Below are 21,707 nucleotides of genomic sequence, written 5' to 3' on the forward strand. Positions count from 1 at the left end.
CGCCCCTAGGCCCGCTGGCCGCACTCGCCCCCTGCGGCCGTGCAGCGGCCGCTCGGCCCCGCGCCAGCCGCGTCCCCGCCACCCGCTCGCCTGCGCGCTGCCAGATGCGCGGGGCCTGACGCCGCCGCATGGAAAAAAACCGACCCGCCTATAGGACGGAACCTACAGAAATCGCTGCCGCAGATTTTCAAAATGAATTCACACACGGCCTTCGTGTGCATTTTTTTTGATCATCAGGAGATATTCCATGCCCAACAACAACCCCCAAGGCCACAACCAATACACCGACGACAGCGACTCCCAGCGCAAGAGTTCGGGCAACCGCCAGGCGGAGCAGAGCACCGGCGCTTCCGGCAGCCGCCAGCAGGGGCAGAACGAGCGCCCGGGCTCCGGCGGCAACCAGGGAAGCCGCGAGCAGCAAGGCGATTCTTCCCGCCGCTCTTCCCAGAACCAGCGCTGAGCCGGCCTTGTAGGCACCGGCAGGCATTTCCTCGCAACCCTGGCTGACCAGCCAGCAACCATGAACGGACCAACACACCAGGAGAATTGAAAATGGGTTATCGAGACAGTGATGACAGCGGCTTTTCCCGCCATGGCATGGGTCGGGACCACGACGAAGGGCGGTATGCCGAACGCGCCCACCGCGGCAGCATGGACCGCGATGACCAGCGCCCGGGCTACGCCCCCGAGCTGGATGACCGGTACGGCCAGTACGGCATGGTGCGCAACGACTACCGTGGCAACGCTGGCCTGGGCCTGCCGCCGCGCGAGGGCCGTGACCGTTTTTCCTCGCCGGACCGGTTCCAGGGAGGCGGCGGCTACCGCAACGATGGCCGGGAGATGTACCACCCGCCGAACAGCCGCTTCGACAGCGACTACCGGGACTACCAGGACCAGGACCGCGCGGGCTATGCCCGAGGGGGTGGGCGCTGGGGCAGCGACGATGAGCTGCGCGGGCCCTCCCAGGGCCGCCAGGGTCACCACGACCCCGACTACCAGCAATGGCGGCAGGAACAGCTGCGCCTGCTGGACGAGGACTACCAGTCGTGGCGCAAGGAGCGCTACGAGAAGTTTTCCGACGACTTCAATACCTGGCGCACTTCGCGCAACCAGCAGTCCCCCTCCAAGAGCCAGGCCGGTGCCACGGGCAGCAGCAGCACCAGCAATCCCGGCGCCACATCCGGCAAATCCAAGGACGCAGGCTGACGGCGGCGCCGCTCCTTGAGGAAGGCCGGCGGGCGCACGTTCGCCGGTGACCCGGCCCGTGGCGCGGCGCCCCTGCCTCTCCCTGGCCGCCCCTCCCCCGCGCGGGAGTGGGCGGCTTATTCCTGCCCGCGTGGAACGGGTCGGGCTTCCCCTGGCGTTCCCGGCTGGCGCGCTCCGCGCCACAGTTGCTCATTCGTCCTACAACAGGCCCGGCGGTCCAAAAATACGATGGCGGCATCCCCCTGGCGATGGCGCCGCCGGCCCCTCTCGCCGTTTCCGAGAGCAAAGGAATCCGCATGACCGCCTTGTCCGCATACGGTGACGCTCTCCGCCCCTCGCCCTCCAGATCATCCGCCCAGACAGAAATCGTCATGCCGTTCACGCAGGGCATCAAGGGGCACTCGAGCGTGCACGAACACGTGACGCGCGAGCAGATCGCCCGCCATGTCGCCGCGCTCAAGGGCTGCCCCTTCATGGAAGAGGTGCCCCAGCCCTTGTGGACCCGCCGCACCTACCTCGTGCCCAGCGACACCCTCGTGGCGTCCACGGCGCAGCGCCTGGGCCTGTTGGGAGAAGACGACCTGTTCGGCGGCGTGGTGCCCCATGCCTTCGTCGCCACCAAGGCCATCACCCATCCCCTGGTGTCGGCCACGGCCGCGGCCCCGCAAGGCTGGAGCGAGGCGTTTTCCCGCCGGGTCGGTGCCGCCGTGCTGCCGGGCTACACCGCGTTCTCCAGCCGGGATGCGCAGGAGGCCGGTGAACAACTGCTGGCGCTGGGTCCCGTGCGGGTCAAGCCCGTGGGCGAGACCGGAGGGCGTGGCCAGACGGTGGTGCCCGACGCCCGCGCGCTCTCCGCCTGCCTGGCGGCATTGGGCAAGGCGGCCCTGGTCGAGCAGGGCATCGTGCTGGAGCACAACCTCTCCCAGGTGGACACGCTGAGCGTGGGCCAGGTGCGCGTGGCGGGCATCCTGGCCTCGTACCACGGCAGGCAGCGCCTCACGCAGAACAACACCGGCGCGATGGCCTACGGCGGCTCCGACCTGACCGTGGTGCGGGGCGATTTCCACGCGCTCCTGTCCACGCTCCCGCCCGGCCCCGTCCGCAAGGCGGTCGATCAGGCCCTGGCATACGACGCCGCGGTGCGGGAGTGCTTTCCGGGGTTTTTCGCCTCGCGCATCAATTACGACGTCGCGCAGGGCATCGCGGCCGACGGCCGGTGGTGCTCGGGGGTGCTGGAGCAATCCTGGAGGATCGGCGGCGCCACCGGCGCCGAAGTGGCCGCGCTCGAAGCCTTTCACGCCGACCGCTCCCTGCGCTCGGTGCAGGCCAGCTGCGTGGAGACGTATGGCCGCTTCGAGCCCCTTCCGGCAGCGGCGACGGAATACTTCCGGGGAGAGGATCCCGAAGTGGGCCTGCTGACCAAATACGCCCTGGTGCATCGCGATGGCCACGCGGCATAGGGCGATCCAGATTCCCTCGGGGGACCGCACGATCGCAGGCACGCTGGTCGCGCCCGACACCGTGGTGCCGGGCGTCATGCTGGTGCACGGCTGGGACGGCAGCCAGGAGCAGTATCTTGCGCGCGCCCATGCCATCGCCGCCCTGGGGTGCATCTGCCTGACCTTCGACCTGCGGGGCCATGCCAGCGACAAGGCCCACCGCGACACGGTCACCCGGGAAGACAACCTCAACGACATGCTCGCCGCCTACGACCTTCTCACGGGCCACCCCGCGGTGGACGCCAACTCCGTGGCGGTGGTGGGCAGCAGCTACGGCGGCTACCTGGCCACCGTTCTCAGCGCGCTGCGGCCCCTGCGGTGGATGGCGCTGCGCGCTCCCGCGCTCTACAAGGACGAGGACTGGCTGGTGTCCAAGCAGAACCTCGACCGTCAGGAGATATCCCGCTACCGCGCCATGAAACTCGCCTCCGACAGCAACCGCGCCCTGGCGGCCAGCGCGGTCTTCGAAGGGGATGTGCTGCTGGTCGAATCCGAACTCGACCACATCGTCCCGCACCCGGTCATCGAGAACTACCGCGCCGCGTTCCTGCGCACCCACTCCATGACCTACCGGGTGATCAAGCAGGCAGACCACAGCCTGTCCAAACCCGAATGGAGCGAGGCCTACACCGCGATGCTGGTGACCTGGATGTCGGAAATGCTGGGGCTGGCCAAGAACGGACAGCCCTCCGGCAAGAAGTGACGTAGGCCGGCGGGCGCCGGAGGCGCCACGCCACCCGCCGGGCCTTCGCCGCATCCATCCGATGGGCACAGTCAAAACTGTCCGACACGGCCGCCGCGCGCGCGGAGGGCTAATGGAGCTTCTTCCCTGCCGCCCTGGAGAACACCATGTCCAAGACACACCGCTCCGGTTCCGATCCCCACCTCAAGCCCCGCGAACTCAAGCGCATGCGCCAGTGGGAAGCCATGGCCCGGCCCCGCCAGGTGCCGCTGCGGTTTCCCGAGCCCGAGCCCCCGCTATGGAAGCCGCTGGGCTGACCGCGATTGCACACCACGCGCCGGCCCGACGCCGCCCGTTTCCCATCCACCGCATGTGAAGAAGCCTTGCCATGACGCCATCATCCAAGACAGCCCCGTCCACCCCGGCCGCACGGGCCACGGCCACGGCCGCGAAGCAAAAGAAGATCCAGGCAGCGCAGGACCGCCGCGACGAGCGCGCCCGCCCGGCCAAGGCAGCGCCCGCTTCGGCCCGGGGCAAGGCCCCCGCGCCCGGCCCCGGGCGCTCGGAACCCGCCCCCCCGCTGCCGGCCCAGCACCTTGCCAAACCCGGCAGCGAGGCCGAGATGCAGCTCAAGCCGAGGTTCGAGGCACCCCACTACCGGGGCAGCGGCAAGCTCACGGGGTTCTCCACCCTCATTACCGGGGGCGACTCCGGGATAGGCCGTGCGGTGGCGGTGCTGTTTGCCCGCGAGGGCGCGGATGTCGCCATCGCCTACCTGGCCGAACACGAGGATGCCCAGCGGACGCGCGAGCTGGTGGAGGCCGAGGGCGGCCGGTGCATCCTGATACCCGGCGACGTCAAGGACGCGGCATTCTGCGCCGGCGCCGTGCGGCAGGTGGTCAAGGCGTTTGGCAAACTCAACGTGCTGGTCAACAACGCCGCGTTCCAGGAGCACGCGGACTCCCTCGAAGCGCTGACGGCGGAGCGTTTCGACGAGACGTTCCAGACCAACATCTATGGCTACTTCTACATGGCCAAGGCAGCCCTGCCCCACTTGCACCGGGGCGATTCGATCATCAACACCGGCTCGGTCACCGGCCTGCGCGGCAGCAAGGAACTGCTGGACTATTCCGCCACCAAAGGCGCCATCCATGCCTTCACCAAGGCCCTGGCCCACAACCTGGCCGAGCGGGGCATCCGCGTGAACGCGGTGGCCCCGGGGCCCGTGTGGACGCCCCTCAACCCCGCGGACAAGGCGCCCAGGGACATTGCCAGGTTTGGCGAAAAGACGCACATGGGCCGCCCTGCACAGCCCGAGGAGATTTCTCCCGCCTATGTGTTCCTGGCGGCCCCCTGCTGCTCCAGCTACATCACCGGCACCGTGCTGCCCATCACGGGCAACGCGGGAGACGGCGCGTGAAGAAAGCGGCGTGCGGCATCACGCCAGATCCTGGCTGACCCGTGGTTCGATCTCGGCCCACTCCCCGTCGGTGAACAGGCGCGAGCGGGTGTGGAACGCCTTGCCCGTGCTGCCTTCCAGCGAAAACGTGCCGCCGTGCCCGTCGATCACATCCAGGATGAGCTGCGTGTGTTTCCAGTACTCGTACTGGGATTTGCCGATGTAGAACGGCGCGCCGCCCACATCGCCCAGCAGCACATCGCTGGCTCCAATCGTGAGATCGGTGGGCAGATAGCAGTTGGCCGCACTGTTGTCGCAGCAGCCACCCGACTGGTGGAACAACACGCTGCCATGCTGCGCCTGCAGCTGCGCGATCAGCGCCAGGGCTGCCTCGGTGGCAATGACTCTCTCGACCATGGTGATCTCCTGATGTGCCGACAAAAAACGCTGCTGTGCTGAAAGTAATTTCGCAGCAGCGTCACGGTGGTTCACAGAGCGTCGATGGCCAGGCGCGTCGTCGCAGGCAGCGGCAGCGCCAGGGCAAGACGGCGCAACGACGCCAGCGGCGCCCTGTGGGCCACAACCCACCAAATCAGAAGAAGCCGAGTTTGTTTTCTGAGTAGCTCACCAGCAGGTTCTTGGTCTGCTGGTAGTGGTCGAGCATCATCTTGTGCGTCTCGCGCCCAATGCCCGATTCCTTGTAGCCGCCAAACGCCGCGTGCGCCGGGTACGCGTGGTAGCAGTTGGTCCACACGCGCCCGGCCTTGATCGCGCGGCCCATGCGGTAGGCCACGTTGCCGTTGCGGCTCCACACGCCGGCGCCCAGGCCGTACAGCGTGTCGTTGGCAATCGCCAGGGCCTCGGCCTCGTCCTTGAAGGTGGTCACGGCCAGCACGGGGCCGAAGATTTCTTCCTGGAAGATGCGCATCTTGTTGTGGCCCTTGAACAGCGTGGGCTGCACGTAGTAGCCGCCTTCCAGGTCGCCGCCCAGGTGGGCCTGGCCGCCGCCGGCCAGCACTTCGGCGCCTTCCTGCTTGCCCAGGTCCAGGTACGACAGGATCTTGGTGAGCTGCTCCTTGCTGGCCTGCGCGCCCATCATGCTGTCGGTATCGAGCGGGTTGGCGTGCTGGATGGCGGCCACGCGCTTCAAGACGCGTTCCATGAACTTGTCGTAGATCGACTCCTGGATCAGCGCGCGGCTGGGGCAGGTGCAGACCTCGCCCTGGTTGAACGCGAACAGCACCAGGCCCTCGATGGCCTTGTCCAGGAAGGCATCGTCCTTGTCCATCACGTCCGCGAAGAAGATGTTGGGGCTCTTGCCGCCCAGCTCCAGCGTGGCGGGGATCAGGTTGTTGGCGGCGGCCTGCGCGATCACGCGGCCCGTGCTGGTGGAGCCGGTGAAGGCGATTTTTGCGATGCGCTTGCTCGTGGCCAGCGGCATGCCCGCCTCGCGGCCATAGCCGTTCACGATGTTGAGCACGCCGGGCGGCAGCAGGTCGGCGATCAGTTCGGCCAGGATCAGGATGGAGATGGGCGTGGACTCGGCGGGCTTGAGCACCACGCAGTTGCCCGCACCAATCGCAGGCGCCAGCTTCCAGGCGGCCATCAGGATCGGGAAGTTCCACGGAATGATCTGGCCCACCACACCGAGCGGCTCCTGGATGTGGTACGCCACGGTGTTCTCGTCGATGTTGGACAGCGCGCCTTCCTGCGCCCGCACGCAGCCCGCGAAGTAGCGGAAATGGTCCACGGTGAGCGGGATGTCGGCGTTCAGCGTTTCGCGGATGGCCTTGCCGTTGTCCACGGTTTCGGCATAGGCCAGCAACTCCAGGTTCTGCTCGATGCGGTCGGCAATTTTCAGCAGGATGTTGCCGCGCGTGGCGGCGTCGGTCTTGCCCCAGGCGTCGGCGGCGGCGTGGGCGGCGTCCAGCGCCAGTTCAATGTCTTCGGCAGTGGAGCGGGCGGCCTGGGTGTAGACCTTGCCGTTCACGGGCGAGATGACATCGAAATACTGGCCCTTGACCGGGGCCACAAATTTGCCGCCGATGAAGTTGTTGTACTGGGCTTGGTAGGCGATCTTGGCGCCAGCGGCGCCGGGGGCTGCGTAAACGGTCATGTTGTCTGTCTCCGGTGGATTTGTGGACATCTGCTCGGCACAGCGCGCCGCCAGATAGAGGACATGACTCAAAACCCGTGCCAACCCAGCCAATCTTCCAAGTGGTTGATTTTTATGGCTTTGTTTGCGCGTTCGCAAGAAAGCACAACCCATAGGCCGTTAAGGTGTCCGCTCCAGAACGCGACACCTGTCACGAAATGGAACAGTTGAAGCAGCCCCGCGGCCATCGCTATTGCCCTGGCCTCTGGCCACCGCCATACTGGCTTTCAAACAGGGCGCGTTCATGACGCCCGGGCAGGAGACAAACACCATGCGATCCACTTCCACATCTGTGGCACTGCGGCAGGCCCGCCAGCACCTGCTGGAATCAGGCCAATGCCCCAGCGGGCTTGTGGACGAGCGCCTGGCGCGGTCGTGGCAGCGCAGCATGGACAGCGGCCTGCGGCCGACCGGGCGGCTGGGCAGCCCCGACAACCTGGAACAGCAAGCCCTGCGGCAGCTGCGCGGCCACCACCAGGAGTTGCTGGCGCATTCGCGCCCCGTCATGGAGTACCTGTTCGAGCAGGTGCGCGACAGCCAGAGCGTGGTGGTGCTGGCCAGCCCCTGCGGAACGCTGGTGGACACCTGTGGCGACGCCTACTTCCTGGGCAAGGCCGAACGGGTGGCGCTCACCAGCGGCGCCTCGTGGCACGAAAAGCAGCGCGGCACCAACGCCATCGGCACCGCGCTGGCCGAAATGGCGCCCGTGGAAGTGCATGGCGCGGAGCATTTCCTGGAGCGCAACGGTTTCCTGACCTGCGCGGCGGCCCCCATCCTGTCCGCCACGGGGCAGCTGCTGGGCATTCTGGACATCTCCAGCGAGCACAGCCGGGGCAACCCGCACACGCTGGGGCTGGTGAGCACCGCCGCCCACATGATCGAAAACCGGCTGCTCGTGTCCGCAAGCCAGCGCCACATCCGCCTGCACCTGCACCCCCACCCGGAGGGCATTGGCACCGTGGCCGAAGGCATCGCGCTGGTGTCGGAAGATGGCTGGGTGGTCGGCGGCAACCGCAGCGCGCTGGCGCTGCTGCGCCTTTCCATCGCGCAGCTGGGCTGCGTCTCGCTGGACCAGATCCTCCATCCAGGCCTAGAGGATCTGTTGTCCCGCCACCAGCGCCGCCCCGACGCGCCGCTTTCCCTGCGCAGGCACGATGGCTCCCAGCTCTTCGGGCAATTGGTGCCCGACAAGCGCACCGTGCGCCCCCTCGCCCCCGCCGCGCCCTCCAGCGCTCCCCCGGATGCCCTGGCGCGCCTGGACACCGGCGATGCGCGCTGGCGCATGGCTGCAGCCAAGACACGGCGCATCCTCGACAAGCCCATCCCCCTGCTGCTGCAGGGCGAATCGGGCGTGGGCAAGGAATGGTTCGCGCGGGGCGCGCACCAGAGCGGACCGCGCCGCGACGGCCCCTTCATCGCCATCAACTGCGCGGCCATGCCGGAGGCGCTGATCGAGTCGGAGCTGTTCGGCTACGCACCCGGCACGTTCACCGGCGGGCGCCGCGAAGGACGCCTGGGCCTGCTGCGCGAGGCCCAGGGCGGCACGCTGTTCCTCGACGAGATCGGCGACATGCCGGCGGCCCTGCAGACGCGGTTGCTCCGGGTGCTGCAGGAGCGGCAGGTGGTCCCCCTGGGCAGCGGCCACCCGGTGGCCGTGGACTTCGCCCTCATCTGCGCCTCCAACCGCAAGCTGCGCGAGGAGGCGGAGCAGGGGCGCTTTCGCGCCGACCTGTACTACCGGATCAATGGCCTCGCGGTCGAGCTTCCACCCTTGCGTGAACGCACCGATTTCGACGCGCTGAGCGCGAGGATGCTGGAGGACATCGAGCCCTCCCGCGCCCTGCGGCTGGCGCCGTCGCTGATGGCGATGCTGGAACAGTACCCCTGGCCCGGCAATCTGCGGCAATGCGCCAGCGTGCTGCGGACCACCTGCGCGATGCTGGAGCCGCACGAGGAGGTGCTCGAATGGCACCACCTGCCGGACGACTTCCAGGACGAACTCCGGCGGGCCGACCGGTTCTGCGCGCCAAAGGAAGCCCCGCACCCGCCGCAGAACCTGGACGAACTGTCTCAATCCGCCATTCAGCAGGCCCTGGAGAGCTGCCGTGGCAACGTGAGCCACGCGGCACGCACCCTGGGCATCAGCCGCCAGACGCTCTACCGCAAGCTGGCAACGCGCAGGGAGAGGCTCGCCCACCCGCCCGGATGACCAGGCCCCTGCCGCGCCACGGCGCTGGCGCTGCCGCCGCCCGCTCGGGGATCGCGGGGCCTTACGGTTGCCGGTCTCCCTTGGCGTATTCCTTGAGCGCATCGATGGCCTCTTCGCGCGTGGCCCAGGAGGCATCGCGGACCGGCACATTGTGTCCGTCTATCAGAAGGCTCTGCACCGTGTAGCGCCCCTGCGGCGTCCTGCAGAGCACCGCGGAGTAGGAGCTTGCATCCGCCGTGCCAAAAACGTTCTCTTCCTCGATTTCACCGGGCATGGAAACCTCCTCATCCGTTCGCCACGTTGGACCTTTGATTGTCGGCAGCGGAGTCCGCCAACGGTGTAGGCCAATGGCCCCTTGCGCCTTCTTCGGAGGCCGCGGCGCGCCGCTTTCCTACAGACATCGAAGGGCCGCCGCGAAACGATCGAATCCAACGGCCCCGCGGCGCATCCCGCGCTGCGCGATGCCCCGTTAGAAAGTGCGTACATGGCTACCAGCAACCGGGTGCTCTGGAAGGGCGCCATCTCCTTCGGCCTTGTCCATATTCCCGTGGGCCTGCACACCGCCACCACGGAGCAAGGCATTGACTTCGATTGGCTGGACAAGCGGTCGATGGACCCCGTGGGCTACAAGCGGATCAACAAGCGCACCGGCAAGGAAATCGACAAGGCCCACATCGTCAAGGGCGTCGAGTACGAGAACGGGCAGTACGTTGTTCTTTCCCCGGAGGAAATCGAAGGCGCCTTCCCGCGCACCACCCAGACCATCGAGATCGAGCGCTTTGTGAACGCCCAGGAAATCCCGTTCGTCTACCTGGAGCGCCCGTACTACGTGAGCCCCATCAACAAGGGGCACAAGGTGTATGCCCTGCTGCGCGAAGCCCTCGCCAGGACCGGGAAGATCGCGCTGGCAAAGGTCGTGATCCAGACCAAGCAGCACCTGGCGCTGCTGGCGCCCTCGGGACCCGCGCTCGTCCTCAACCTGCTCAGATGGGGCGACGAGGTCAAGGGTTTCGAGGGACTGGATCTTCCCGCCCTGGGCGCCACCGCCATCAAGCCCAGCGAGATGAAGATGGCGACGCAGCTCATCGCCGAAATGACCGGCCACTGGAAGCCGGAAGATTTCAAGGACGAATTCCGCCAGCAGGTCATGGACCTGGTGGCCGCCAAGGTCCAGCAGGGCGATACCCGCACGGTCACGCAGCCCGCGCAGGCCGCCACGGGCAGCGCGGAAATCATCGACCTCACGGAGCTGCTGCAGCGCAGCCTCAAGCCCGGAAACCGCCGCCCTGCCGCCAGGCCGGCGGCCAAGGAGGGCGGCACGGCGCCGCGCAAAACCGCGCGCAAGCGTGCCGCGGCCAAGGCGCCTTCCGCGCAGCGCAAGAAGGCGGCCTGATGAAGCGCGCGGACGCGGCACACGCACCACAGGCCCCGGCGACGCGATCGCCCCGCGCCAGGAAACGCGCCAGATCGCCACAGCCCGGACCGCGCATCTCCCACGGCGAGCGCGTGATCGATCCGTCCACGGGGTTCACCAAGATGGACATGGTGCGGTACTACGCCAAGGTCGGCCCCTTGATGCTGCAGCACCTGAAAGCACGGCCCGTGGCCCTGGTGAGGGCTCCCGGGGGCGTGCCGGGAGAACTCTTCTTTCAGAAGCACCAGGAGGCCGAGGCGCTGCCCGGCATGCGGAGCCTGGACCCGGCGCTGGACGAGGGGCATGCGCCCTTGCTGGAAGTGGTCTCCCCACAGGGCTTGCGCAGCGGGTCGCAGATGAACGTCATTGAATACCACACCTGGAACGCGCTGAAAGACAGGATGGAGCGCCCCGACCGGCTGACCTTCGACCTGGACCCGGGCGAAGGCGTGGCATGGGCGGATGTGCGTGAAGGCACGCGGCTGCTGCGCGTGCTGCTGCAGGGACTGGGGCTTCCCGCCTTTTTGAAAACCAGTGGGGGCAAGGGCCTTCACGTGGTGGTTCCGCTCAAGCGCCTGCGCGACTGGGACACGGTCAAGGATTTTTCCAGGGCCATCGTGCTGCACCTGGCCGAGACGATCCCGCAGCGCTTCGTGGCCAAGAGCGGTCCGCGCAACCGGGTGGGCAGGATCTTTGTGGACTACCTGCGCAACGGCCGCGGTGCGACGACCGTGAGCGCATGGTCGGCACGCGCACGGCCGGGAATGGGCGTTTCCGTGCCCGTCGGTTGGGAAGAACTGGATGCGCTGACCAGCGCCGCCCACTGGAACGTCCGGAACATCGACGCGAGGCTTGGCGTGGGCAATGGCCCCTGGCAGGCCTACGAAGAGGCCGCGGTGAGTTTGACACCCGCGATGAAAGCGCTCGGATTCCGGCCCGGCTGACGTTTGCCCGCGCTCCCGGCGCCGGCACGGGGCGCGCACAGGATCAATCGGGCACGGCGGCCGGGCTCAGGCCAGCATCAAGGCCGGGCCGTGCTGGCCCGAGGCTTCCAGCTGCAGCGCGGAACTGGACAACTTGAACGTCGCGACCGTTTCGACCAGCCTTCGGGACTGGATGCTCAGGCTGGAGGCGGCCGCGGACATTTCCTCCACGAGCGCCGCATTTTGCTGGGTGGCCTGGTCCATCTGATTGACGGCCACGTTGACCTGGCTCACGCCCTGGCTCTGCTCGGTTCCGGCCGCGCTGATCTGCGCCACCGTCTCGGTCACCCGCTCGATGGACGAAACCACTTCCTTCATCGTCTGCCCCGCGGCGCCCACCAGCACGGTCCCGGCCTCCACGCGCTCCACGCTGGTGGCGATGAGGGCCTTGATCTCCTTGGCCGCCGCCGCGGAGCGTGCTGCCAGGCTGCGCACTTCCGAGGCCACGACCGCGAATCCACGCCCCTGCTCGCCAGCCCGGGCGGCCTCCACGGCGGCATTGAGGGCGAGGATATTGGTCTGGAAGGCGATGCCGTCGATGACGCCGATGATTTCGGAGATCTTCTTGGAGCTTTCATTGATGCCGCTCATGGTGTCCACCACCCTGGACACGACGTCGCCCCCCTGCTTCGCGACCGTGGAGGCGCTTTGCGCGAGCACGTTCGCCTGCAGCGCATTCTGCGCATTCGTCTGCACGGTGGAATTGAGTTCCTCCATGGCCGCCGCCGTCTCCTCCAGGGCGCTCGCCTGGTGCTCCGTCCTGGTGGACAGGTCGCCATTGCCCGTGGATATCTGCGCACTGGCCGCCGCCACGGTCTCCGAGCCGCTGCGGACCTGGCTGACGATCCGGGTCAGCGAGTCCTGCATCACGGCCAGCGCCGCGAGCAGGGGACTGAATTCATCACGCGAGCCGTCCGTGACCGGGGTGGTCAGGTCGCCGTCCCTCACGCGATTGGCCACGGCCTGCGACGCGGCCACCCTGCGCCGCAAGGTGGCGCCGATGTGCCAGGAGAACAGCAGCAGCCCGATCGCCACCGCCGCCACGGCACTGACCAGCGCGCGAAGGGTCAGCTTCACGTCCCGTTCGATTTCGGCGAGGCTGGCTTTCAGCAGCCCGGCCTGGTGCTCCTTTTCCTTGGCGAGGACGGCAAGCACCGCATTGCGCGTGGGGATCGTGGAGGCCACCAGATAGTCAAACGCCGGCTCCTTCTTTCCCTCCTGGATCAACTGAAGGTTCTGCTCGGCCACGTTCCAGAACGCCTGCAGCCCTTTGGACAGCTCGGCGTTCAGAGTCCTCTCGGCGGCGGTGTCCGCGGCCTGCACGAAGCTGGCGAGGTCCGTGTCGATCAAGCGCTTCTTGTCGGCGATGTCCGCCAGCGTGGCCGCCAGCTCTTGCGGCGTGCGCACCAGCATCGCATGGCGCATCTGGAGCGAAGACCGCGTGACGTTCAGCTCCATCGCGCTGGCCTGGAGCTGGCGCGGCACCTCTTTGCCGGCCACGAGTTCTGTCTGGCGCGTGACCTCCCCCAGGTAGAGCCAGGCCAGGAGCACGATCCCCGCGAGCCCCGCGATCAGGAGGAAGGAAATGGCATGAAGGCGTCTGGCGATGCTCATGGTCTCACCTCTTTGGACGGCGGCGCTGCAAGCGCGGGCGGATCTGCAAGCAATTGCAGCAATGGCGACAATTTGCAACCTAGCCGCGGTACGGCGGATTGAACGCGCTTATGGGACGGGGGTCAAGAGGATCCACCCGCTGCCGCCGGCGACGGACCGGGAGGGGTTGTCGGGCTATGCTGGAGACATGAACCAGCGCAAGACCTTGGTGATCGTCTATCACTCCATGACGGATGGCACGCGCCAGATGGCCGAGGCTGCGCGCGAGGGCGCAGCCTCCGATGCGGCGGTCGCGGTGCGGCTGCTGCACGCCGCGCAGGCGGGGCCCGCGGACGTGCTGGCCGCGGACGGGCTGATTTTCGCCACGCCCGAGAACCTGGCAGCCATCAGCGGACAGCTCAAGGATTTCTTCGACCGCAGCTATTACGCCGTGCTCGACCACGTCAACGGCCGGCCCTATGCCAGCCTGGTCTGCGCGGGCAGCGACGGACACAACGCGGCAAGGCAAATAGAGCGCATCGCCACCGGCTGGCGCCTGCGGCCCATCGGGGATCCCCTCATCGTTTGCACCCATGCCCAGACCCCCGAGGCCATCCTCGCCGTCAAGCACATCGGCGATGAAGATCTGCTGCGCTGCCGCACCCTGGGCGAAGCGATGGCTACGGGGCTGGCGCTGGGTGTGTTCTAGAAGAACGAACGGAGCCCACCTTCCCGGAACAATCGGGTTTAATGACGCTTTGCACGAGACCGCAAATGACCCCCCTCCTGATCGTGGCTGTGTTGGCATCCTCGGCGGCCGCGGCCGAGGCGCCCTCATGGCTCACCGTGGTGGGAGACCCCGCCAATGCCTTCGTGGACACGCTGGAGGTGGATGCCACCAGCGCCATCGCATTTGAATCCATGCGCCTCGTCAAGCTCAGGGTGAACCGCGCCAGGCCACGCACGGGCTTTGATGATCAGCCCTACCACTCCTACTACTCCACGGCCGTGGTGGACTGTACCGGGCTGAAGGCGTGGCACCGCTCCATCGCCCTGTTCAGCAAGCCGCTGTGGCACGGAAAGATGCGCCTGGTGGAGTATGCCGAGAGCGACGGCCGCAACCTGGCCTTCGCGGAGATGGAGCCCAACCCCAGGGACCGACTGATCAAGGCCGCCTGCGCCATCGCGCTGCAGAGCCCCTGAAACCCTGGAGTTTTCTGCCGCGCCGACCCCGATCGCCGCAATGCCGCCGACCGGCATCAAAGGCACGTCCCACCGGGTTGGCCCCCTGGGAAACCCGCCGGTTGTAGGCGGACCGTGATGGCGGCCACCCCTGCATTCGGCAAGGCCGAAATCCAGGCGGCCGCGTTGAAGCCGAGCGCCACCGCCCTGGTGCTTGTCGATTTCATCAATCCGATGCGGTTTCCCGGCGCGAACGCCTTGCTGCGCGGCGCCCTGGAGGCGGCGCATGCCACCGCGCGGCTCAAGCGCCGGCTCTCGGCCCAGGGGGCGGTGGCCATCTATGCCAACGACAACTACGGGATCTGGAGGTCTGACTTCAAGGATCTGGTGAAGGCATGCCAGGCCTTGCCTGGTGCGCGGGGCGAGATCGCCACCCTTCTGGCGCCGGGCGATGGCGACCTGACGGTCCTGAAACCCCTGCATTCCGCTTTTCACTCGACGCCGCTGGACCATCTGCTCAGGCAGATGCAAACGCAGCAATTGATCGTTGTCGGCCTGGCGGCGGACATGTGCGTGCACCTGACGGCGATGGATGCCTACATGCGGGGGTTCAAGGTATGGGTGCCCGCCAATTGCACGGCGGCCGAGCACGAACCGCACAAGCAGGCCGCGCTGCACCAGATGTCGCGGGTTCTCAAATGCTCCATCCGCAAGGCATGACGTTCTTCGCGGCCGTGCTCGCCCTGAGCGGCTACGAGGGCCACCAGAACACCACCTGTAGGACACGCCCAGCCGGCAAGCCGGCATTCCTCTGACGCCCGCTTCGCGGGGCGCTCGGATAGTCTAGCGATCAACCGCGCCCCGGAAGGATGTCGATGCCGGTCGGTTTCACGGGTGCAGATCGAGACGGGTAAGCCTATGGACGTTTTTCAGCTGGGCGGTGCGTGGTGGGAGATGCCATTGCGGGCCGCCATCATCTATGCGGTGCTTCTCCTGCTGGTACGGATTTCAGGCAAGCGGACGGTGGGCCAGTTCACCCCCTTCGATCTTCTGGTGGTGATGCTGCTGAGCGAGTCGGTGTCCGCAGGTCTGAACGGTGACGAGAAGTCCGTCACGGCAGGACTGCTTTCCGCAACGACGCTGATTGCGCTGAATGTCGCCGTCGCGGTCATCACCTCCCGCAGCGAACGGGTTCAGCAGTGGGTGGAAGGCCGTCCGGTCCTGATCGGCAGCAACGGGGAAATCTTCACGGATGTGCTGCGCAAGCACCATGTACGCTGCGCGACGCGCAGCGTGCGCTGCGTGAAGCGGACTGCGACCCGAAAGACATGCAATTTGCGTTTCTTGAAGCAGACGGGCACATCAGCATCCTGCAGAAATCCGGGAAGAATGCGTGAGGCAACCGCACCGGCGGGAGCTACCCACGCACCTTGCATGCCGCAGAGATCATTCCCTTGTAAGGCTCTCCCGGCACATCCTTGAACAGCACGGGGGCCTTGCCTTCGGCGTACTCCTCGCGGCCCACGGCGTCGCCCTTCCAGGCCGGCAGCCCATAGTAGGTGAGCCACACATACCACGCCGTTCGGGAAGGGCAATGGACCACCACCCTGGCATAGTACGAGCGGTACTTCTGCCCCTTGAAGGAAGTCCGGGTCCTGTCTCTTGAAACGCGCAGATCGAGTACCACGCGGTGGTCCAGGCCCACGGGCTCGGGGCGCACCTCGATCAGGTTCTTTTCACCCTCCTGGCGGTCGCCATGCAACGTGAACCAGACGTCCTCGGCCTGCGCCGGAGACGACATGGCGGCTATGCACAGGAAAGTGGCGCAGATCATTGGGAGAACCCCGCTCTGGGACAAGGCCGTGTGGGAGGGTGGCAGGCAAGAGGCCCCCGCGCGCCCTCAATGGCGCCAATGCGGACTCGGCAGCAGTTTATCGGTGCTTGCCGCCACGTGGAGACCACCCACAAAAAAAGGCCCCGATGGGGCCCGTTGTACTGCCTTGCGCTGCGGTGAAAACACTTCCCATGGCAGCGGCACCCGCGAAGTGCCGCCACCATGGAAAGGCCCGCAACTGCGTCAATTCAATTACATGGCGCTGAATTCGCCGTGAGGGATCTGGCCGGTGCGCACGGCTTCGGCTGCCTGGGCGCGCACGGCGCTGCGGTCGGCCGTGGATTGGTAGGTCACCACGCGGGAGCCTGCTGGCTCCATGTTGTGGGTGCGAGCTTCGACAACGGCTTCCGCCTTCACTTCGGCACGGGTGCGGTTCGTATCGAACTGCAGGGCGAACTGCGAGGAGTCGGCTTCGTCGGCGTGGGCGCCAAAAGAGGCGAAAGCGGCAACAGCGGCGATGGAGAGAAAACGGGCGGTGGTGTTCATGATAGAAATCCTTAAAGAAAAGCGTCTCAAAAAAAGCCGGAACAAAGCGCGAAGAGCCATGCTCACGACTGCTTCAAACCGGGTTCGGTGAGTCGCCTTGCGGGTTCGGCTCATCGATGGGTTGAACTGTACGCCGGTGGCGCGCACAGAAAAACCATCTGGTCGCGAACTAACCGTTCCAGTATCGGAAACAATCTCCGGGAACCAAATCCAAGGCCGGGTTTCCGGCCGCACCGGTGAAGGCTACCCAGCCTCGGCGTCCTTCGGACGGCCCTCCTTCGCCGCGTGCGCCACCAGATCAAGCGGCCCGCAGCTGGCTCTTGCGCTCGATGATCCGCGACACGAGTCCGTACTCGACCGCTTCCTCGGCCGACAGCCACCGGTCCCGCTCGATGTCCGCCAGCACCACGTCCAGCGGCTTGCCGGTTTCCCGCGCGATCGTGCGCGCGATGCGCTCCCGGGCCTTGACGATCTCGCGGGCCTGGATGGCGATGTCGCTGGCCGGCCCGCCGGAGCCGCCGCTGGGCTGGTGGATCAGAAAGCGTGTGTTGGGCAGGCAGTAGCGCCGCTCGCGTGGGGCCGCCAGGTACAGATGGGTGGCCGCGCTGCCGACCCAGCCAGTGCCGATCATGTTCACCGGTGCTGCGATGAAGCGCACCATGTCGTGGATGGCGTCGCCCGATTCCAGGTGTCCGCCGGGCGAGCTCACCAGCACGTCGATGGGTTCGGCGCTGTCGGCGTCCAATGCGATAAGCCGGCGCGCCACGTCGGCGGCCACCAGGTCGGTGACGGTGCCGAAGATCAGCAGGGTGCGCGACTTGAACGCCTTTTCCTCCAGATAGGAAGTGCGCGGCTCGGTGGCGCTGGGCGTCGTGGCGGTGTCTGGGGTGTTCATGGGCGGGATTCCTCGGGGTGGTGGAACTGCCTTGACGAACGAAGCGCGGATTTCGTGACACGCGGGCCCCGGCAAGGCTGTGGCAAGATTTGCAGATGCATGACGAACGCCAGCCGGCCCTGATCGACGCTGACCGCCGCCGCCTGGTGCGCGCGGCCTCCCGCCTGCTGGGCCCCTCGGATGCCGAGGACGCCGTGCAGGACGCCTATGTCCGCGCGCTGGAGGCCGACGCGCTGGAACTCAACGCGGCCCAGGCCTGGCTGCTCACCGTGGTGCGCAATCTGGCCATCGACCGACTGCGCCGGCGCCACTGGATGCAGCAATGGCTGGCGCAAGCTGTCGCCAGCCACCCCGTGCATGCGTCACCATCGGCCGAGATGGATGCGGCGCTGGCGGAGGATGCCTCCCGCGCGCTGCGCCTGCTCGCCGCCCACCTGGCGCCAGCGGACGGGGCCGTGGTGCTGCTGCACGAAGTGTTCGAGCTCGGCCATGCCGAGATCGCCCAGGCCAGTGGCCGGTCCGAAGCCGCCAGCCGGCAACAGCTGCGGCGGGCACTGTTGCGGCTGCGGCGCGCGGGCAGCGGGTTGGAGCCTCGGCCATCGCCCGAACGCGAATCGAGCGAAGAGGTGGTTTTCCGCATGTTCCTGCAATCGCTCCGGCTGCGTGATCCGCAAATACTGTGGGCGATGCTCGGCCAGCCGCCAGTCAGTGCGTCTGCGCGGGCATGCGTGGCCGCCGCCGAAGCCATCTCCGCGCCGGCCGCGACCTCCTGTGGCGTGGTGCAGATGGGCGGGCAGCTTGGCCTGGTGCTCACGCTGGACGGCGTCAGGCTGTGTGTGCTGCCGCTGGGCGTGCAGACTGAGCACGAGCCGGAAACCGTGGCGCTCTAGCGGCCGCCGCCAGGGCCCGCCCCCTCCAGGCCCGCGCGCACGATGGCCAGGTTCAGGGCCACAGGCGGCACCTGGCCCGGGTAGCCCGGGACATCCGCGCTATCTGGCAAGAAGCATGGGGCCTTTGGCCGCCAAAGGGGTGCACCTTGCGTACACTGGGCCCATGACCGCCACCTTCCCTCGAACCGCCGCCGCCCTGACCGCACCGCTTCGCGCGGCGGCAAGGAAGGCGCACCGTCAGCCAGCGCCAGCACATTCCTGAGCCCGGCGGCACCTTTTCCCCCTTTCAGCGCAGACATCCACCGCCGGGCACCCGCCTTGCGCGGTAGCGGCCGCCTTTTGCCCACAGGGCAACGGCCGGACTCGATGGAGTGCTTTTCATGCATACAGTGGATCACGGCGGGCGCACGCTCACCGAACCTGATTTCCCTCGCCGGTCGCAGCTGAGAGTCCCGCAGCTTCCCGCATTCCTTGCGGACCTGCCCCACACCGCAGAGATCGTCCGCTCCCGCGCCCTGCATGCCGAGGTGGCCGCCACACATGGCGAAACGCGCGCAGCCACGGCCGCGAGCGTCCGCCACCCGCCCGAGGCCTGGGGCGACTACGCCAGGTAGCCCCGCGGCAAGCAGCCACCGCGGCCCGCGGTGCGCCAGATGCACGTCCCCTCGCCGATCTCCATGCCCGCCCCGGTCTCGCCGCGCATTGGCGCCGCCGGCCGGCGCCGCTCTTTCAGAAAGCAGTTTTCCCCATGATCCCTCGCTCCATCCTTGCCGTCACCGATTTCTCCCAGCAGGGAGGCCACGCACTGGCCCGGGCTGCGCTGTGCTGCGCCGAGCACGGTGCGACGCTGAAAATCTCCTACCTTGCCGACCCCGGCGAGGAGCCGCCTTCGGACACGGACGTGCGGCTGGCACATCACGCGGTGCAGCTGGGGCAGCGCCACGACATCGCGGTGCAGGCGGCAACGCAGGCCGCAGGCGATGCCGAACAGGTCGCACGCTGGGCGGCTGGCGCCGATCTGGTCGTGTGGGGCACGGCACCCGTGCGAGGCCTGCGCGCCTGGTTCACCACCCATCCGGCCCTCAGGATGCTGCGCGCTTGCCCACGCCCCATCATCGTCGTGCGCAATCCGGCCCACCAGCCGTACCAGGGTCTGATGGTGGCCGTGGACTTCTCGCGGATGTCTCACGGCCTGGTCGACCTGGGCCTTGCGCTCCAACCCTCGGCACGGGTCGAGCTCTTTCACGCCATCAGCACCGCCGACGAAGGAAAGCTGCGGTATGCCGAAGTGTCGGAGCGCGCCATCCAGCTCTACCGCGAACAGTGCCGGCGCTCCGCGCAGGACAGGATGGTCACATTGACGGATTCGCATGATGCACGGCGCAATCGGCTGTCGTCCTCCATCGGGCGGGGAGACCCCGTTCGCCAGATTCTGGTGCAGCAGCAGCACAGCGCGGCGGACCTTGTCGTCGTCGGCAAACACCCGGCTTCGATGGTGTCCGACCTCCTGTTCGAGAGCGTTGCACAACGCCTGCTCCGGGAGGCACGCGTGGACGTGCTGGTGGTGCCACACGGCTTTCGACCCGCGTCCCGCACCTCTGCCGTGGAGCGGCTCGCGCCCGACCTTCCCGTGCGCCGCGTCAGGGCGGGCGCCCCACTGCGGCCGCACGCACCCGGCGCGTCGCCTCGACGCCAGAGCCCCTGACACGCCCGCCCAGAGGCGGGTCTCCACCAGGCAAGGAATGCTGTGGCCGGTCACCTGAGACGGCGGGGACGCAAGGGGCGCCCCCCGCCCCCAACGATGCACGGTGGATGAACACCCACAGTTCGCTCCAGGGCGAACCGTGCTCTCGCGCCAGCGGGCAGCATCGGTGGTCCTGCGGTCTTCACCGCGCCCGCCACTCTTGTCCGCATGCCTTCCACCCGCCGCCCCGTCTTCTATGGCGACACCGTAGTCCGCGCAGCCTTCGTCATTGCACTGCTGGGATGGGGCGCGGGCTTCTACGGCCCGCCAGTCTTCCTGCACGCGGTCATGGCGCGCACCGGCTGGTCCCTGTCCCTGGTGTCTGCTGCGGTCACCTTTCACTTCCTGGTGGGTGCAGGGGTCGTGATCTGCCTGCCAGGATGGCATCGCCGTTTCGGCATTCCCGCGACGACACAGGGGGGCGCCGTCGTGCTCGCGCTCGGAGTCGCTGGATGGGCCGCCGCGGCACAGCCCTGGCAGCTTTTTGTCGCGGCGGCATTGACCGGCGGTGGGTGGGTTCCCCTGGGGGCAGCAGGCATCAACGCGATCATCTCGCCCTGGTTCGTGGCGCGGCGGCCGCTCGCGCTGGGCAAGGCATACAACGGCGCGAGCGTGGGGGGCATGGTGTTCTCCCCCCTGTGGGCGGCCATGATCGAACGCTACGGATTCCCCGTGGCAGCGCTTTGCGTGGGCACCGTGCTGGTGGGGATGGTCGCGATCATCGCGCACACGGTGCTGCCCAAGTCACCCTCCACACAATCGCCGTTGGCGGATGGAACCGATGGCAGCGATACGGAAGCAGGCGCGCCCCCTCCAGCACGGGACGGCACTCTTCGATGGTCGGACCGGGGCTTCCTGACCTTGGCGGCGGCCATGTCGCTGGGATTGTTTGCCCAAATCGGACTGATTGCCCAGCTCTTCTCGCTCATGGTGCCGGGGTTGGGAAGGCAGCAGGCCGGCGCCATCATGGCGTTGGCCACGGGGTGCGGAATGGGCGGGCGCCTGGTGATGGCCCGCGTGGTGGGGCCACGGGCCAACCGCAGGCTTGCCGCGGCATGCAGCTACGGCGTGCAGGCCGTGGGGACTGCGCTGATGCTGCTTGCGGGCGCGCACCATGCAGGCATCCTGGTTCTGGGCATCATTCTGTTCGGCCTGGGCATCGGGAATGCGACCTCGATGCCACCGCTCATCGCGCAATCAGAATTCGCCCCCCCGGAGGTACCACGGGTCGTTGCGCGCTGCGTGGCGGTGGCCCAGGCCCTCTACGCGTTCGCCCCCATGGTTTTTGCGGCGGTGCTCAGCCACGGGGCAGCGGGTGCCCCGCTGCTGGGCACCAACACCGGGCCTTTTTTTGCCATGGTGCTCTTGCTCCAGGTTCTTGCCGCCGCCTGTGTCCTGGCGGGTGGGACGGCCCCGGCGCGCCGCAGGTGAAAGCGTGGCGTCGGACTCCGGTTCATTGCGGCTTGCGGCATACCG

24 protein-coding genes are annotated in these 21,707 nt (G+C 67.5%); 17 read left to right on the plus strand and 7 right to left on the minus strand.

Annotated elements, in window-relative coordinates; genetic code table 11:
- The first annotated feature begins 247 nt into the window (after window positions 1–247).
- The 6 genes from KW843_RS16000 (at window position 248) to KW843_RS16025 (ending at window position 4,807) form a co-directional block, all read left to right on the plus strand.
- The gene (locus KW843_RS16000; protein ID WP_218296137.1) at window positions 248–460 is read left to right on the plus strand and encodes a hypothetical protein; all 213 of its coding nucleotides are present in this window, start codon (window positions 248–250) and stop codon (window positions 458–460) included.
- Between the two features lie 92 nt (window positions 461–552).
- Complete coding sequence (locus KW843_RS16005) at window positions 553–1,206, plus strand: hypothetical protein (RefSeq protein WP_218296138.1); 654 nt, start codon at window positions 553–555, stop codon at window positions 1,204–1,206.
- A gap of 371 nt (window positions 1,207–1,577) precedes the next feature.
- Window positions 1,578–2,666: a DUF3182 family protein gene (locus KW843_RS16010; protein ID WP_255591042.1), complete on the plus strand. Its 1,089-nt coding sequence runs from the start codon at window positions 1,578–1,580 to the stop codon at window positions 2,664–2,666.
- The gene (locus tag KW843_RS16015) at window positions 2,650–3,408 is read left to right on the plus strand and encodes a S9 family peptidase (RefSeq protein ID WP_218296140.1); all 759 of its coding nucleotides are present in this window, start codon (window positions 2,650–2,652) and stop codon (window positions 3,406–3,408) included. The genes KW843_RS16010 and KW843_RS16015 overlap by 17 nt, the downstream gene beginning before the upstream one ends.
- Window positions 3,409–3,554: 146 nt before the next feature.
- Entirely contained in the window at window positions 3,555–3,704 is a 150-nt protein-coding gene (locus KW843_RS16020) for a hypothetical protein (RefSeq protein ID WP_218296141.1), read from the plus strand.
- 71 nt (window positions 3,705–3,775) lie between these two features.
- Entirely contained in the window at window positions 3,776–4,807 is a 1,032-nt protein-coding gene (locus KW843_RS16025; RefSeq protein WP_218296142.1) for an SDR family oxidoreductase, read from the plus strand.
- An 18-nt stretch (window positions 4,808–4,825) separates the two neighbouring features.
- On the opposite strand, the gene KW843_RS16030 is transcribed toward KW843_RS16025, so the two are convergent.
- A complete protein-coding gene (locus KW843_RS16030; protein ID WP_218296143.1) occupies window positions 4,826–5,203 on the minus strand; it encodes a DUF779 domain-containing protein in 378 nt (125 codons plus the stop codon).
- Between the two features lie 175 nt (window positions 5,204–5,378).
- A complete protein-coding gene (locus KW843_RS16035) occupies window positions 5,379–6,902 on the minus strand; it encodes an aldehyde dehydrogenase family protein (RefSeq protein ID WP_218296144.1) in 1,524 nt (507 codons plus the stop codon).
- A gap of 310 nt (window positions 6,903–7,212) precedes the next feature.
- On the opposite strand from KW843_RS16035, the gene KW843_RS16040 reads away from it, so the two are divergent.
- On the plus strand, window positions 7,213–9,150 hold the full coding sequence (locus KW843_RS16040; RefSeq protein WP_218296145.1) for a sigma-54-dependent Fis family transcriptional regulator: 1,938 nt from the start codon (window positions 7,213–7,215) through the stop codon (window positions 9,148–9,150).
- Window positions 9,151–9,211: 61 nt separating this feature from the next.
- Here KW843_RS16040 and KW843_RS16045 read toward each other — a convergent pair whose 3' ends face one another.
- Window positions 9,212–9,424: a hypothetical protein gene (locus tag KW843_RS16045; protein WP_218296146.1), complete on the minus strand. Its 213-nt coding sequence runs from the start codon at window positions 9,422–9,424 to the stop codon at window positions 9,212–9,214.
- 210 nt (window positions 9,425–9,634) lie between these two features.
- Here KW843_RS16045 and KW843_RS26800 point away from each other — a divergent pair, with 210 nt between their 5' ends.
- Entirely contained in the window at window positions 9,635–10,543 is a 909-nt protein-coding gene (locus tag KW843_RS26800) for a Ku protein (RefSeq protein WP_255594770.1), read from the plus strand.
- Between the two features lie 113 nt (window positions 10,544–10,656).
- Window positions 10,657–11,508 (plus strand): non-homologous end-joining DNA ligase, encoded by an 852-nt coding sequence (gene ligD, locus KW843_RS26805; protein WP_370628506.1) that lies wholly within the window; start codon window positions 10,657–10,659, stop codon window positions 11,506–11,508.
- A gap of 66 nt (window positions 11,509–11,574) precedes the next feature.
- Here ligD and KW843_RS16055 read toward each other — a convergent pair whose 3' ends face one another.
- Complete coding sequence (locus KW843_RS16055) at window positions 11,575–13,161, minus strand: methyl-accepting chemotaxis protein (RefSeq protein ID WP_218296148.1); 1,587 nt, start codon at window positions 13,159–13,161, stop codon at window positions 11,575–11,577.
- Between the two features lie 187 nt (window positions 13,162–13,348).
- Between KW843_RS16055 and KW843_RS16060 the strand changes: the two genes are divergently transcribed.
- The 4 genes from KW843_RS16060 to KW843_RS16075 all read left to right on the plus strand — a co-directional run bounded on the left by KW843_RS16060 (window position 13,349) and on the right by KW843_RS16075 (window position 15,804).
- Window positions 13,349–13,849: a flavodoxin family protein gene (locus KW843_RS16060; RefSeq protein ID WP_218296149.1), complete on the plus strand. Its 501-nt coding sequence runs from the start codon at window positions 13,349–13,351 to the stop codon at window positions 13,847–13,849.
- Window positions 13,850–13,914: 65 nt separating this feature from the next.
- Entirely contained in the window at window positions 13,915–14,343 is a 429-nt protein-coding gene (locus KW843_RS16065; protein ID WP_218296150.1) for a surface-adhesin E family protein, read from the plus strand.
- 117 nt (window positions 14,344–14,460) lie between these two features.
- Window positions 14,461–15,042, plus strand: a complete 582-nt coding sequence (locus KW843_RS16070; protein WP_218296151.1) for a cysteine hydrolase family protein — start codon at window positions 14,461–14,463, stop codon at window positions 15,040–15,042.
- Window positions 15,043–15,240: 198 nt separating this feature from the next.
- Window positions 15,241–15,804, plus strand: coding sequence for a DUF421 domain-containing protein (locus tag KW843_RS16075; protein WP_370628507.1), 564 nt, complete (start codon window positions 15,241–15,243; stop codon window positions 15,802–15,804).
- Here KW843_RS16075 and KW843_RS16080 read toward each other — a convergent pair.
- The 3 genes from KW843_RS16080 to KW843_RS16090 form a co-directional block, all read right to left on the minus strand.
- Window positions 15,740–16,123 carry a surface-adhesin E family protein gene (locus KW843_RS16080; protein WP_255591045.1) on the minus strand — a complete coding sequence of 128 codons (384 nt, stop codon included), beginning with the start codon at window positions 16,121–16,123 and terminating at the stop codon, window positions 15,740–15,742. The genes KW843_RS16075 and KW843_RS16080 overlap by 65 nt on opposite strands.
- A gap of 285 nt (window positions 16,124–16,408) precedes the next feature.
- Entirely contained in the window at window positions 16,409–16,702 is a 294-nt protein-coding gene (locus KW843_RS16085) for a DUF4148 domain-containing protein (RefSeq protein ID WP_218296153.1), read from the minus strand.
- Window positions 16,703–17,000: 298 nt separating this feature from the next.
- A complete protein-coding gene (locus tag KW843_RS16090) occupies window positions 17,001–17,597 on the minus strand; it encodes an ATP-dependent Clp protease proteolytic subunit (RefSeq protein WP_218296154.1) in 597 nt (198 codons plus the stop codon).
- A 95-nt stretch (window positions 17,598–17,692) separates the two neighbouring features.
- On the opposite strand from KW843_RS16090, the gene KW843_RS16095 reads away from it, so the two are divergent.
- The 4 genes from KW843_RS16095 to KW843_RS16110 all read left to right on the plus strand — a co-directional run bounded on the left by KW843_RS16095 (window position 17,693) and on the right by KW843_RS16110 (window position 21,662).
- Window positions 17,693–18,487, plus strand: a complete 795-nt coding sequence (locus KW843_RS16095) for a sigma-70 family RNA polymerase sigma factor (RefSeq protein WP_218296155.1) — start codon at window positions 17,693–17,695, stop codon at window positions 18,485–18,487.
- A gap of 380 nt (window positions 18,488–18,867) precedes the next feature.
- Window positions 18,868–19,101 carry a hypothetical protein gene (locus tag KW843_RS16100; protein WP_218296156.1) on the plus strand — a complete coding sequence of 78 codons (234 nt, stop codon included), beginning with the start codon at window positions 18,868–18,870 and terminating at the stop codon, window positions 19,099–19,101.
- 134 nt (window positions 19,102–19,235) lie between these two features.
- The gene (locus KW843_RS16105; RefSeq protein WP_218296157.1) at window positions 19,236–20,192 is read left to right on the plus strand and encodes a universal stress protein; all 957 of its coding nucleotides are present in this window, start codon (window positions 19,236–19,238) and stop codon (window positions 20,190–20,192) included.
- A gap of 207 nt (window positions 20,193–20,399) precedes the next feature.
- On the plus strand, window positions 20,400–21,662 hold the full coding sequence (locus tag KW843_RS16110) for an MFS transporter (protein WP_218296158.1): 1,263 nt from the start codon (window positions 20,400–20,402) through the stop codon (window positions 21,660–21,662).
- Window positions 21,663–21,707 lie beyond the last annotated feature (45 nt).

The organism is Acidovorax sp. sif1233, assembly GCF_019218755.1.
Classification (GTDB): Bacteria; Pseudomonadota; Gammaproteobacteria; order Burkholderiales; family Burkholderiaceae_C; genus Acidovorax.

Excerpts from the sequence above, each read along its gene's own strand:
- KW843_RS16000 (WP_218296137.1), top strand. The coding sequence starts at position 248 with ATGCCCAACAACAACCCCCAAGGCCACAACCAATACACCGACGACAGC.
- KW843_RS16005 (WP_218296138.1), top strand. The coding sequence starts at position 553 with ATGGGTTATCGAGACAGTGATGACAGCGGCTTTTCCCGCCATGGCATG.
- KW843_RS16010 (WP_255591042.1), top strand. The coding sequence starts at position 1,578 with ATGCCGTTCACGCAGGGCATCAAGGGGCACTCGAGCGTGCACGAACAC.
- KW843_RS16015 (WP_218296140.1), top strand. The coding sequence starts at position 2,650 with ATGGCCACGCGGCATAGGGCGATCCAGATTCCCTCGGGGGACCGCACG.
- KW843_RS16020 (WP_218296141.1), top strand. The coding sequence starts at position 3,555 with ATGTCCAAGACACACCGCTCCGGTTCCGATCCCCACCTCAAGCCCCGC.
- KW843_RS16025 (WP_218296142.1), top strand. The coding sequence starts at position 3,776 with ATGACGCCATCATCCAAGACAGCCCCGTCCACCCCGGCCGCACGGGCC.
- KW843_RS16030 (WP_218296143.1), bottom strand. The coding sequence starts at position 5,203 with ATGGTCGAGAGAGTCATTGCCACCGAGGCAGCCCTGGCGCTGATCGCG.
- KW843_RS16035 (WP_218296144.1), bottom strand. The coding sequence starts at position 6,902 with ATGACCGTTTACGCAGCCCCCGGCGCCGCTGGCGCCAAGATCGCCTAC.
- KW843_RS16040 (WP_218296145.1), top strand. The coding sequence starts at position 7,213 with ATGCGATCCACTTCCACATCTGTGGCACTGCGGCAGGCCCGCCAGCAC.
- KW843_RS16045 (WP_218296146.1), bottom strand. The coding sequence starts at position 9,424 with ATGCCCGGTGAAATCGAGGAAGAGAACGTTTTTGGCACGGCGGATGCA.
- KW843_RS26800 (WP_255594770.1), top strand. The coding sequence starts at position 9,635 with ATGGCTACCAGCAACCGGGTGCTCTGGAAGGGCGCCATCTCCTTCGGC.
- KW843_RS16055 (WP_218296148.1), bottom strand. The coding sequence starts at position 13,161 with ATGAGCATCGCCAGACGCCTTCATGCCATTTCCTTCCTCCTGATCGCG.
- KW843_RS16060 (WP_218296149.1), top strand. The coding sequence starts at position 13,349 with ATGAACCAGCGCAAGACCTTGGTGATCGTCTATCACTCCATGACGGAT.
- KW843_RS16065 (WP_218296150.1), top strand. The coding sequence starts at position 13,915 with ATGACCCCCCTCCTGATCGTGGCTGTGTTGGCATCCTCGGCGGCCGCG.
- KW843_RS16070 (WP_218296151.1), top strand. The coding sequence starts at position 14,461 with ATGGCGGCCACCCCTGCATTCGGCAAGGCCGAAATCCAGGCGGCCGCG.
- KW843_RS16075 (WP_370628507.1), top strand. The coding sequence starts at position 15,241 with ATGGACGTTTTTCAGCTGGGCGGTGCGTGGTGGGAGATGCCATTGCGG.
- KW843_RS16080 (WP_255591045.1), bottom strand. The coding sequence starts at position 16,123 with ATGTCGTCTCCGGCGCAGGCCGAGGACGTCTGGTTCACGTTGCATGGC.
- KW843_RS16085 (WP_218296153.1), bottom strand. The coding sequence starts at position 16,702 with ATGAACACCACCGCCCGTTTTCTCTCCATCGCCGCTGTTGCCGCTTTC.
- KW843_RS16090 (WP_218296154.1), bottom strand. The coding sequence starts at position 17,597 with ATGAACACCCCAGACACCGCCACGACGCCCAGCGCCACCGAGCCGCGC.
- KW843_RS16095 (WP_218296155.1), top strand. The coding sequence starts at position 17,693 with ATGCATGACGAACGCCAGCCGGCCCTGATCGACGCTGACCGCCGCCGC.
- KW843_RS16100 (WP_218296156.1), top strand. The coding sequence starts at position 18,868 with ATGCATACAGTGGATCACGGCGGGCGCACGCTCACCGAACCTGATTTC.
- KW843_RS16105 (WP_218296157.1), top strand. The coding sequence starts at position 19,236 with ATGATCCCTCGCTCCATCCTTGCCGTCACCGATTTCTCCCAGCAGGGA.
- KW843_RS16110 (WP_218296158.1), top strand. The coding sequence starts at position 20,400 with ATGCCTTCCACCCGCCGCCCCGTCTTCTATGGCGACACCGTAGTCCGC.